The sequence below is a fragment of the Achromobacter sp. GQ309 genome, assembly GCF_059759315.1.
Map to the genome: position 1 here is coordinate 141,738 of NZ_JCAXDP010000010.1, position 11,354 is coordinate 153,091.

The 11,354-nt window shown below is 66.5% G+C and carries 10 protein-coding genes; 3 read left to right on the forward strand and 7 right to left on the reverse strand.

Annotation, left to right across the window (positions count from 1 at the left end):
- Positions 1–14 precede the first annotated feature (14 nt).
- From AC6CIE_RS26005 to AC6CIE_RS26030, 6 genes are all read right to left on the reverse strand, one after another.
- Entirely contained in the window at positions 15–470 is a 456-nt protein-coding gene (locus AC6CIE_RS26005) for a MarR family winged helix-turn-helix transcriptional regulator (protein WP_498094628.1), read from the reverse strand.
- Positions 467–709: a hypothetical protein gene (locus AC6CIE_RS26010; RefSeq protein WP_175123320.1), complete on the reverse strand. Its 243-nt coding sequence runs from the start codon at positions 707–709 to the stop codon at positions 467–469. Before AC6CIE_RS26010 ends, AC6CIE_RS26005 begins: the two co-directional genes overlap by 4 nt.
- Positions 706–2,331, reverse strand: coding sequence for an FAD-dependent monooxygenase (locus AC6CIE_RS26015; protein ID WP_498094630.1), 1,626 nt, complete (start codon positions 2,329–2,331; stop codon positions 706–708). Before AC6CIE_RS26015 ends, AC6CIE_RS26010 begins: the two co-directional genes overlap by 4 nt.
- 163 nt (positions 2,332–2,494) lie before the next feature.
- Positions 2,495–3,193 (reverse strand): DUF6776 family protein, encoded by a 699-nt coding sequence (locus AC6CIE_RS26020; protein WP_175123318.1) that lies wholly within the window; start codon positions 3,191–3,193, stop codon positions 2,495–2,497.
- A 172-nt stretch (positions 3,194–3,365) separates the two neighbouring features.
- Positions 3,366–4,052, reverse strand: coding sequence for an N-acetylmuramate alpha-1-phosphate uridylyltransferase MurU (murU, locus tag AC6CIE_RS26025; protein WP_498094632.1), 687 nt, complete (start codon positions 4,050–4,052; stop codon positions 3,366–3,368).
- Positions 4,052–5,092: an aminoglycoside phosphotransferase family protein gene (locus tag AC6CIE_RS26030; protein ID WP_481145761.1), complete on the reverse strand. Its 1,041-nt coding sequence runs from the start codon at positions 5,090–5,092 to the stop codon at positions 4,052–4,054. The genes murU and AC6CIE_RS26030 overlap by 1 nt, the downstream gene beginning before the upstream one ends.
- 168 nt (positions 5,093–5,260) lie before the next feature.
- Between AC6CIE_RS26030 and AC6CIE_RS26035 the strand changes: the two genes are divergently transcribed.
- The 3 genes from AC6CIE_RS26035 to rsmA are packed head-to-tail and all read left to right on the forward strand — an operon-like array spanning position 5,261 to position 10,041.
- The gene (locus AC6CIE_RS26035; RefSeq protein WP_175185943.1) at positions 5,261–7,642 is read left to right on the forward strand and encodes an LPS-assembly protein LptD; all 2,382 of its coding nucleotides are present in this window, start codon (positions 5,261–5,263) and stop codon (positions 7,640–7,642) included.
- Complete coding sequence (locus AC6CIE_RS26040) at positions 7,639–9,231, forward strand: peptidylprolyl isomerase (RefSeq protein ID WP_175123314.1); 1,593 nt, start codon at positions 7,639–7,641, stop codon at positions 9,229–9,231. The genes AC6CIE_RS26035 and AC6CIE_RS26040 overlap by 4 nt, the downstream gene beginning before the upstream one ends.
- A gap of 18 nt (positions 9,232–9,249) precedes the next feature.
- A complete protein-coding gene (rsmA, locus tag AC6CIE_RS26045) occupies positions 9,250–10,041 on the forward strand; it encodes a 16S rRNA (adenine(1518)-N(6)/adenine(1519)-N(6))-dimethyltransferase RsmA (RefSeq protein WP_175123313.1) in 792 nt (263 codons plus the stop codon).
- A gap of 118 nt (positions 10,042–10,159) precedes the next feature.
- On the opposite strand, the gene AC6CIE_RS26050 is transcribed toward rsmA, so the two are convergent.
- Complete coding sequence (locus AC6CIE_RS26050; protein ID WP_452006014.1) at positions 10,160–11,302, reverse strand: glycerate kinase; 1,143 nt, start codon at positions 11,300–11,302, stop codon at positions 10,160–10,162.
- Positions 11,303–11,354: the final 52 nt, after the last annotated feature.

An 11,354-nucleotide genomic window follows, 5' to 3' on the forward strand; every position in this document is an offset into this window, starting at 1 on the left:
GGCCGCCGCCGCGCTCAGTCCGTGGCGTCGCCGGCCTCGGGTTGCAGATGGCCGATCAGGCGGTCCAGCATATCGCCGAACTGCCGCTGTTCGTCGGCGGTCAGGCAGCCGAAGATCTCTTCGTTGCGGTGCGCGATGAGGTCGATGATGCGCCGGTAGTGCGTCAGGCCCTCGGCGGTTGGCGCCAGCACGACGCCGCGTCCGTCTGACGCCGACACCGTTTTTTCCACCAGCCCGCGATCCACCAGTGCTTGCGCGGAGCGGCTGGCCTGGCCCTTGTTCAGGTTGGCGGCGCGCGCCAGGTCATTGACCGAGAGCGGCGCAAACCGGCCGATGGCGGCCAGGCACCGCGCCTCGCCCAGAGGAATGTCGCAATCCTTCAAGTAAGCCCGATTCGTGTCCCGGTCCGTGATCTTGTTGAGCACGTGCAGGCGGTAAGTCAGGAATCGTTCCAGCGGGGGCGTTTTCACGTCGGGCGGGCGGGATCTGCGCCCGCGGAAGATGAGGCCGGATAGTTTGCCATAGCGCCGTCCTCGAGGCTGGCGGCTTCGGCCTGCGCCAGCAGGGCAAGCGCGTCTTGCGTGGAAGGCAGGCGGCTCAGCAAGGACAAGCCGAGTATCGACAGAAAGAGCGGCGCGCGTGATTCGCCGACGCGCGTCAGCGCCTGCGCCATGCTGGTGTAGACCTGATCCAGAGATTCGTTGTTCATGCTTGGCCTTTCGGGGTGGCGTTCACGTGCAGCGAGGGGTAGTAGGGCGCCAGCGCGGCGCGCAGTTCAGCGGCGGCGGGCGCGATCCAACGGCCCAGCACGTAACCGTCCGGACGGAGCAGGTAGACCGCGCCTGCCTGATTGCCGTAACGCGCGGCAAGCTGGCCGTGCGGGTCGGCCAGTCCGCCTTCGCCTGCCCGCAGCACCCGCAGTGGCTGGGGCGCGTCTTGCGTGTCGGCGGCCAGTGTGTCCAACGCCGCCGACAACGCCGCATCGGGCGCTATGGCCAGCGCGACGAAGCCCGCGCCAAAGCTGGCGGTCAGGTACTGCGGGGATTCGCCGTCTTGCAGCAGCACGTCGGGCGCGGGCTGTCCGGGCGCGGCGGCGGGGCCGGCTTCGGGCGCACGGTCCTCGCGGTTCAGCGGTGAGGTGTCATAGGAGATAGGTGCGGACTGGCGCGGATTGATGAGCGACCGCACGCCGTCGTCCACCAGGGCCAGGCGCAGCGCGGCGTCGCGCATGAGCCGGAAGCCGAAATCCGGCGGCGCCATGAATTCCGTGCTTTTGGCGCCATAGGCCAGGTTCTGCCGCGTGGCATGAACGCGCTCGATGCTGTAGCTGTCCAGCAGGGTGTCGGGCGACTGGCCCTTCAGCACCCACGCCAGTTTCCAGGCCAGGTTGCCGGCGTCGTCCAGCCCGGAATTCAGGCCGCGCACGCCGAAGATCGGCACGAGATGGCCGGCGTCGCCCGCGAACAGCACGCGGCCGTGGCGGTAGCGGTCCAGCGTCAGGCACTTGGCGTTGTAGATGGAGATCCAGAGCGGCTTCCAGGGCGCGGTCTCGCCAATCATGTCCAGATGGCTTTGCACGCGCGGCAGCACGTTTTCCGGCTTGACGGCATCGTCGGGGTCTTCGTCGTCGCGGATCTGGTAATCGACGCGCCAGATGTTGCCGGGCTGGCGGTGCATCAGCAGCGTGGAGCCGGGATTGGATGGGGGATCGAACCAGGCCAGGCGCTCGACGGGCCGTTGCGATTCCTGTTCGATATCGACGATGACGTAGCGGCCTTCGTACTGCATGCCTTCGAGCTTCAGGCCCATGGATTCGCGGACGGTGCTGCGGCCGCCGTCGCAGGCGACGAGCCAGTCGGCGCGCACCGTGTGACGGGCGCCGCCCGCCTCCACCTCGACCGATACGCCGTCGGGACCGGGCTGCACGGCAGTGACGCGTGCTGACCAGGCGAGGGTGGCGAGGCCGGGATGGCGCTGCATGGCCTGGTGCGCGAATTCTTCCACGTAGAACTGCTGGATGTTCACCATCGGGGCATACCGCTGCAGGGGATCGTGCGGCATCTGGAAGTGCAGGACTTCGCGGTCGCGGTAATAGCTGCGCCCGCCTGTCCAGGCCAGCCCGGTGTCGATCAGCGGCCGGTCGGCGCCGATCCAGCCCAGGATTTCCTGCGACCGGCGCGACATGCAGATGGCGCGGCTGCCGCTGCAGTAGCCTTCATCGGCCTCGATGGTGAGCGAGGCAATGCCGTACTCGGCGAGCAGGGCGGCCAGGGTCAGACCGACCGGACCGCCGCCGGCGATCAGGACGGGAACATGCGAAGGGAGCGTCATGCCGTCTCCAGAATTTGGTTGTTTGCGCAACTATATTCCTGGTATGTTGCGCACGCAACCAAATTTTGAAGACGATAAAAAACCCGCCGAGGGGCGGGTTTTGGGGGCCAGGTCAGGCCGGGAAAGGGGCCTTCAGTGGCACATGCTTTTAGTTGCGCACGCCTCAGTTGCGTACGTTGTAGATGCGCATCGCCTGCTGTTTCTGGTTGGGGTCCAGCACGCGCAGCACCACGACCCGTGCGGTGAACCCGTCGGGCAGCTTGAGCTGGCCCAGCGCGTAGTCGTAGCGGTCGACCGTGAGCGCGGGGCCTTCCGGGGTCACGGTGGCGGCGCGGCCGTTGGGGTAGGAGCCTTCGATGGCGAAGGTCAGCGTGCCCTTGAAGGGCGCGCCCGTGCGGTCTTCACGCATCACCAGCACCTGATAGTCCAGCAGGCCGGGGGCGCGCTTGAAGCTGGCCGATCGGATGCCGATGTTGCCGCCGCGAGGATCGGGCGGCATGGCGTCCTGGAACAGCACCAGTTCCTTGTTCAGCGTTTCGATCTTGGCGCGGGATTCCGCCAGGTCGGTGGTCAGCTTTTCGTGGCCGGCCTTGTTGGCGTCGCGCTGCTGGGTGGCTTCTTCAAGCTGGGTCTGCAGGCGCTGGCGCTCCATGTTGGAGGCGCTGAGCTCGCTGTGCAGCTGTTCGGATTGTTCGACGGTCAGGCGCTGCGGGCCGTAATTGGTTTGCAGGAAGAGCACACCGCCCGCGCCAAGCGCAATGCCAACCATCAGCAGGACGAGCCAGCGCGGCATGCGGCGCGTGCGTTGCCCCGGCTGGTATACGGAGGGCTTGAACGTGGCCCGTTGCGATCTTCCAAACATCCCCATTCCTAGAAAACTTCCTGTGTTTATGCCTGTGGGCAAGCGGCGCGCGCATGCCAAAGCGTCAGAGAATACCCCGTTAGCCGGGGGCGATGGTGCGCAGACAAGCCTCGTTGCGCACCTTGATATTGTGAAATATGTGGATGTCAGCCAGCCCTGTCAGACAGCCCTGTCAGGCGGCCGTGCCAGCCAGTTCCGCGTCCAGGTCGGCAAGCCGCTGCGGGGTGCCGACATCCGTCCATCGGCCCGCATGCCGGGCGCCGTGCACCTGGTCCTGGCCCATCGCCTGCCTGAGCAGCGGCGCCAGCGGCGCTGCTTCGCCGCGCGGGACGTCCGCGAACAACGAAGGATGGTAGACGCCCACGCCGGCAAAGGTCAAACGCGGCTCGCCGTGGGCCAGCACACGCCCATCAGCCGTCAGGACGAAGTCGCCGGCAGGATGGTGCGCGGGGTTGTTCACCAAAAGCAGCCAGGCGCCGCCCCGCGCCACAAGGCTCGCGGCGTCTGGCGCGGCGGCCGGATCCCAGTCGCACCAGATGTCGCCGTTGATGACGAGGAACGGGTCGTCGCCCAACAGGGGGAGCGCCTGCGCAATGCCGCCGGCGGTTTCCAGCGCGGTGGCTTCGGCCGAATAGCGGATGCGCACGCCCTGCGCGGCGCCATCGCCCAGCCCGCGTTCGATCTCGTGGCCAAGCCAGGCGTGGTTGATGACGATGTCGCGGATACCGGCCGCGGCCAGGCGTTCCAGGTGCCAGACGATCAGCGGCTTGCCGCCCACCGGCAGCATGGGCTTGGGCAGGCGGTCGGTCAGCGGGCGCATGCGTTCGCCGCGACCCGCGGCGAGGATCATGGTGCGCATCAGAACGTGTATCCGACGCTGACCTGGCGGTCGTCCAGGCGATCCAGCAGGCGCAGGAGCGGCGTGAAGACGCCGTAGCGCTGCGCCACCTGGCGGACGTAGCCGTTCACGCGCGGCATGTGCGCCAGGTAGTGCGCCTTGCCGTCGCGGTGGTTCAGGCGCGCGAAGACACCCAGGATCCGCAGGTTGCGCTGCAGGCCCATCCATTCATAGGCGCGGTGGAATTCGGCGAAATCGGCGTCGACGGGCAGGCCGGCCGCGCGCGCCATTTCCCAGTAGCGGATCGCCCAGTCGAGCTGTTGCGGTTCTTCCCAGGTGGTCCGGGCGTCGGTCACCAGCGACGCCAGGTCGTAGGTGATGGGGCCGGCCAGCGCATCCTGGAAGTCGATGACCCCCGGGTTGGGGCCGTACTGCGGCTGGTCGCAGACCATCAGGTTGGGCGAATGGAAATCGCGGTGCACCAGCACGTGGGGCTGCCCGCCGTTGCTGGCCGACAGCAGGGCGAAGATCTTTTCCAGGGCATTGGCGGTCTTGTCGTCCAGCGTGACGCCGTGGTGCTTCTGCACGTACCACTCGGGGAACAGTTTCAGCTCGTCGGCCAGGCGCGCGCTGTCGTAGGTGCCCAGGCCGTCGGTCGAGGCCTTTTGCAGCTTGACCAGGGCGGCCAGCGCCTCGCGGTACAGCGTCTGCAACTGGGCGTCGTCCAGACCATCCTGGATGCGCTGATAGTAGGTTTGTTCGCCCAGGTCGGACAGCAGGAGCAGGCCCTGGTCCAGGTCCTGCGCCAGCACCGCCGGCACGTTCAGGCCGGCATCCGCCAGCAGCTTGTCCACGTGCAGGAAGGGGCGGCAGTCCTCGTGCTGGGGCGGGGCGTCCATGACAATCAGGGTGCGCGATCCGGCGTCCAGCCTGAAGTACCGGCGAAAGCTTGCGTCAGCCGACGCGGGGCGCAGCGTCTCCACGGCCAGGTTCAGGGCAGGGGGCAGGCCTTGCAGCCAGTTGCGCACCTGCGCCAAGCGGGGGTCGTGATCGTTTTTCAAGGAAGATCCGTGTCAGAAGGGCAAAATTGCGGAAATTTCGATTTGGCGAACATAAGGCTGGGCGTTGTTCGCGGCTTCTCTATAATACCGGCTCATTTCCGTCAGCATTGGCCCCCCGTGGGCGCCTTTGTCCGGCTCTCCCGTGGTCTAAAAGGGCTGTTTTCATTCGTGCGCAAGGTTCCGTGGTTGATCCTCTCTGTTGTCAGCGTCGCCGCCGGAGCCGCCCAGGCTCAAGGTAGCCCGGGCACCGCTGCTTCCGCGCCGTCGGTCACGTCAACCCCCCAGCTGCGCACGTCTCCGGGTCTGCGCATGCACCGGTTGCCCGACGAGAGCATTCCCGCTTTCATGGAAGCGGACACCATTTCGGGCGACCCCGACTACGAGCTCACGCTGTCCGGCAACGCGCAGGTGCGCCGCATCGACGGCGTGATCAAGGGCGACGAGATCAATTACCGCAAGGACACCGGCAAGGTCGACGTGCGCGGCAACGCCCGCATGATGCGCGACGGCACGCTGGTGACCGGCCCGAACGCCACGTTCAACGTGGACCGGTATTCCGGCGAAGTCGAAAAGCCCAACTTCTGGCTGGGCGCCACGGGCGGCTTTGCCGTCGCCGACCACGCGGACATCTTCAGCAAGTCGCAGATGCGGCTGCACACGGTGACGTACAGCGGCTGCCCGTGCGAAAACCCGTCCTGGTACATCAAGGCCAATTCGGTCGATATCGACTTCGACGAAAACGAAGGCGTGGCCCGCGGCGGCGTGCTGTATTTCAAGGACGTGCCCATCCTCGCATCGCCTTACATGACCTTCCCGGTCAAGCGCGAGCGCAAGTCGGGCTTCCTGATTCCGACGTACGGCACGACCAGCCAGGGCGGCTTCGACATTTCGATCCCGTACTACTTCAACCTGGCGCCCAATTACGACCTGACGGTGCAGCCGCGCTACTTTTCCAAACGCGGCACCCAGCTGGGCGGCGAGTTCCGCTACATGCGGCCCACCTTCATGGGCACCATTGACGGCACCTATCTGCCCGACGACAACATCACCGGGGAAGATCGGTGGATGTATTGGTGGCGTCACCAGCAGGTGTTGTCGAACGGTTTCTATACCGATTGGGACATCGCCAGGGTGTCCGATGACGACTACTTCCGGGATATATCCCAGCTTGGCCTGAACCAGGCGTCGACGACCTTCCTGCCGCAACGCGCGCGTGTCGGCTGGGGTTCAAGCTACTGGAGCGCCTACGCGCAGGTCTTCAAGTATCAAACGCTGCAAGACCCCGACGCGCCTTTGCTGCCCCCCTATGACAAGGTGCCCGAGCTGTACTTGCGCGGCGCGCGTTATGACTGGGGCGGATTCGATGCAGAGTGGACTTCCACCGCAGTGCGCTTCAAAAGGCCCGAATTCAGTGGCGCGCCCCGCTATCCGGATGGGGATCGCTTCCAGTCCTACCCGACGGTTTCCTATCCCATCGTCAGGCCGGGCTGGTTCATCATCCCGAAGGCGGGTGTCAACTTCACTCAATATCAGACCAAATGGTACGGCGTCGATACGCTGGGTCTGAATGGCGGGTCGGCCGACGGGCTGCCGCGGTCGCAGTCTCGCACGGTGCCGATCATGTCGTTGGATGCTGGCCTGATCTTCGAGCGCGAGACGTCGCTGTTCGGCAAGGCGTCTACGCAGACGCTCGAGCCCCGCTTGTACTACCTCAGGGTGCCGTACCGCGACCAGTCGAAGTTGCCCGTGTACGACACGTCTTTGGCGGACTTCAGCTTTTCGCAGGCTTTTGAGGAAAACATATACACCGGCGGCTGGGATCGCATTGCGAACGCCAATCAGCTTACGGCGGCGCTGACCACGCGGTGGCTGGACGCAAATTCCGGTTTCGAGCGGCTCTCGCTATCGGCGGCGCAACGGTTCTACTTCGAAGATCAGAAAGTCACCCTGCCGTTTGAAACGCCGCGTGAAAACGTACGGTCCGATTTCCTGCTGGGCGCAACTGCCGCTCTGACGGACACGCTTAGCACCGATATCACGGCGCTCTACAACCCGTATGACAGCAACTGGTCGCGAGGACTTGTCAGTGCCCGCTGGTCTCCGCAACGCCTTACCACGGTGGCGGTCGCTTATCGCTATCAGCGAGATCCCCAGCCCGGCGTCGCGTACCAGCCCCAAGGCCAGAACCAGGTCAGCCTGGCGGTCCAGTGGCCGTTCACCAAGCGCTGGTACGGCGTGGGCCGGGTGGACTATTCTTTGCGTTCTGGTCCGTCCAGCACGGTGGCCAACACGACGGAATCTCCCCGCGTGACGCAGGCCATTGCCGGCCTGGAATACAAGGGCGACTGCTGCTGGGTAGGCCGCGTGGTCTACCAGCGCTACGCCGTATCGGCGGCGGACACCAACTCCGCGCTGTTCTTCCAGCTTGAGCTCACGGGCCTGGGTTCCCTCGGAACCGACCCGATGAACCTGCTGAACAGAAGTATCCCCGGTTACACGCGCGTCACGCCGCCCGCGCAGGCCGGGACCACATTTGAAAGGTATGAATGATGCGTAGGTTGCACTCTTTGCGCCGCCTCTCCGGCAATGCGCTGCTGCTGGCCTTGTGCGCCGGCTTGCCCGCCGCTCATGCGGCCGAGCAGACCGCCCGCGGCGCGAACAGCGCCAAGGCCGCTCCGGCTGCGCAGAACAAGGAAGCGCCCGCGCCCAAGGGCGAGCAGTTCGTGGACGGCATTGCCGCGATCGTCGACAAGGATGTGATCACGCTGCGCGAACTGCGCGACGCTTCCCAGCGCATCGCAGGCGAACTCAAATCGCGTGGCATCCAGGTGCCGGACGACCAGACGCTGCAACACCAGGTGCTGCAGCGTCTCATCATGGAGCGCGTGCAGCGCCACGAAGCCGACCGCCTCGGCATCCGCGTGGATGACGCCCAGATCGACACGGCCATCCAGGCCATCGCCGCGCGCAACAAGATCACCGTGGCGCAACTGCGCCAGGAGCTCGAGAAGGCCGGCACGTCCTGGGACGGTTACCGCAAGTCGCTGCGTGACGAGATCCGCTCGGATCGCCTGCGTCAGCGCGCGGTTGATTCGACCATCGTCATCTCCGACGCTGAAGTCGACGCCTTCCTGAAGGACCAACGCCGCAACCCGGCTTTCGGCGCGGCTCCCCCGCAGGCCCAGCAACCGCAACCCCAGGCGCAACCGCAGCCCGCGCCCGAGCAGGCCGCCGCGCCCGCCGGTCCCATGCTGTACGCGCTGGCGCAGATTCTGGTGCGCGTGCCCGAAGGCTCGTCGCCGGAACAATTGGCGCTGCTGCGCAAGAAGGCCGAAGGCCTGCTGGCGCAAGCCAAGCGTGGCGACGACTTCGCCAGCCTTGCCGCGGCGGCGTCCGACGGTCCCGAGGCGCTGCAGGGCGGCGTCATGGGCGTGCGTCCGCTGGACGGCTGGCCCGACCTCTTCGTCAAGGCCATCAGCAACCTGCAGAAGGGCCAGGTCAGCCAGCTCATCCAGAGCGGCAACGGTTTCCACATCATCAAGGTGATGGACCGCGGCACCGCCCAGCCCGCGCCCAGCCGCACGGCTCGCGCACCGGCGCCCCAAGCCGCTCCGCAACCGGCTCCGCAGCCGGCCGCGCGCGCGCAGGCGCCGCAGGGTCCCACGCAGGTCGTTCAAACGCGCGCGCGCCACATCCTGATCAAGACGTCGACCGTCATGAGCGATGAACTGGCCCGCCAGCGCCTGGAGCAGGTTCGCCAGCGTCTGGTGAACGGCAGCGCCAAGTTCGAGGAAATGGCGCGCCAGTATTCGCAGGACGCCACCGCGCCGCAAGGCGGCGAACTCGGCTGGCTGAACCCGGGTGAAACCGTGCCGACGTTCGAGGCCGCGATGAACGCGCTGCAACCTGGCGAAATCAGCCAACCCGTGCAGACGCCGTTCGGTTGGCACCTGATCGAGGTCGAAGAACGCCGCGATCACGATGCGACCGACGATCTGGCCCGCATGCGCGCCCGCCAGACGCTGTTCGAGCGCCGTGCCCAACCGGCCTTTGAAGACTGGCTCGAGCAACTGCGTGCGCAGGCGTACGTCGACAACCGCCTCGAAAAGCAGCAGAAGATCCAGCAGAACAACCGCTAAACGCATTACGGGCTTTTCATGTCTCAACACCAGGCGCGCAAGCGCTTTGGCCAGAACTTCCTGACCGACGACAGCGTCGTCGAGTCCATCGTCCGGGCGGTTGCGCCCGCCCGCGACGATGCCGTGGTCGAAATCGGCCCAGGCCTGTCCGCGCTGACGCGGCCGCTGCTCGAGCGCCTGGACCATCTCACCGCCGTCGAAATCGACCGCGATCTGGCCGCCCGCCTGCGCAAGCAGTTCGAGGCTTCGCGCCTGACGGTCGTCGAGGCCGACGCGTTGACGGTGGATTTCTCGCAGTTCGGCGGCGCGCTGCGCGTTGTGGGCAACCTGCCCTACAACATCTCCAGCCCGTTGCTGTTCCACCTGATGACGTGGGCCGATCACATCCGCGACCAGCATTTCATGCTGCAGCGCGAAGTGATCGACCGCATGGTGGCCAAGCCCGGCTCCGGCGATTTCAGCCGCTTGTCCGTGATGCTGCAGTCGCGCTATCGCATGCACAAGCTGTTCGACGTGCCGCCCGAGGCCTTTGATCCGCCGCCCAAGGTGGTGTCGGCCATCGTGCGCATGGTGCCCTTGCCGGCGGACCGCCTGCGGCCCATCAGCGAGCGCGCATTCGAAACCGTCGTGGCGCGCGCCTTTTCGCAGCGCCGCAAGATGCTGCGTCGGGTGCTGGCTGACTGGGCGCCGCAGGTGCCCTGGGAAGCGCTTGAAATTGCGCCCACCGCGCGCGCCGAGGATATTTCGGTGGACCGCTACATCCGCCTGTCGGATGCGCTGGTCGAAGCCGGGGTGTTGGCGCGCGATTGACGTCCTTTCGGTATGGCAAGGCAATATAAAAAGGCCCCTCGGGGCCTTTTTGATTTTCCGCGCTAAGGCGGGGCGGCAACGTCGCCGGCATGCACGGCGAGGGCAGCCGGCTGCCGGATCACAGCATGCGTTTCTGCGCCGCCATCCACAGCTGCATCACGTCCCGCGCCCGGTCGGTCAGCAGGCGCTCGGCGTCCACCAGAGCCTGCTGCAATGTGATCGGGCCAGGGGCCAGGCTGAATGCGGCGCTGATGCCGCAGGTGTGCAGGGCCTCGTAGCCTTCTCCCAGCGAGCCGGCCAGCGCTACGACGGGTACGCCCGCGCGCTGCGCAATCCGGGCGACGCCGGCGGGCGTCTTGCCCCGCAGGGTCTGTGCGTCCATCCGGCCTTCGCCGGTGAAAACCAGCGTTGCGCCTTCCACCGCGTCGGCCAGGCCACCCAGTTCCGCGACGATTTCGACCCCGGGGCGGAAGTGCGCGTTGAGAAACGCCTTGGCGGCAAAACCCAGGCCGCCCGCAGCGCCGGCGCCGGGCGCATCGCGGTGATCCGCGTTCAGATGCCGGGCGCAGACGTCGGCAAAGTGGGCCAGCATCGTGTCCAGCTTCTGCACCTGTTCCGGCGTCGCGCCTTTTTGCGGACCGAAGACATGTGAGGCGCCCTGCGGACCGCACAAGGGGTTGTCGACGTCGGAGGCGATATCGATGCGGACCTGCGCCAGCCGCGGGTCCAGGCCGCGTGTGTCAATCGAGGCAAGCTGCCCCAGCGCGCCGCCGCCCGGCGGCAGGCTGTTGCCGCCCGCGTCCAGCAGGCGCAGGCCCAGTGCCGTCAGCATGCCGGCGCCCGCGTCGTTGGTGGCCGATCCGCCAAGGCCGAGGATGATGCGCGTGGCGCCCGCGTCCAGCGCCGCGCGCATCAATTCGCCCACGCCGTGGCTGCTGGCGCGCATCGGGTCGCGCTTTGCCGGTGCAATCAATTCAAGCCCCGCCGCAGCGGCCATCTCGATGATGGCGGTGCCGTCTTCCAGCAGTCCCCAGACGGCATCGACCTTGTGCCCGAGCGCGTCGTTGACCGCGATCTGCCGCTCCTTGCCGCCGGTGGCCGCGAGGACGGCTTCGACGGTGCCTTCCCCGCCGTCGGCCATCGGGACGCAAACCGTATGCGCGCCGGGAAAGGCTGCCTTGACGCCGCGCGCAATGGCGGCGGCCGCATCCGGCGCGGAAACGCTTTCTTTGAACGAGTCGGGAGCGATGACGATTTTCACGGGTGTCGTTGGGCGCGTTGAGGGTCGGAAATGTCACCCATGATACCCGTGG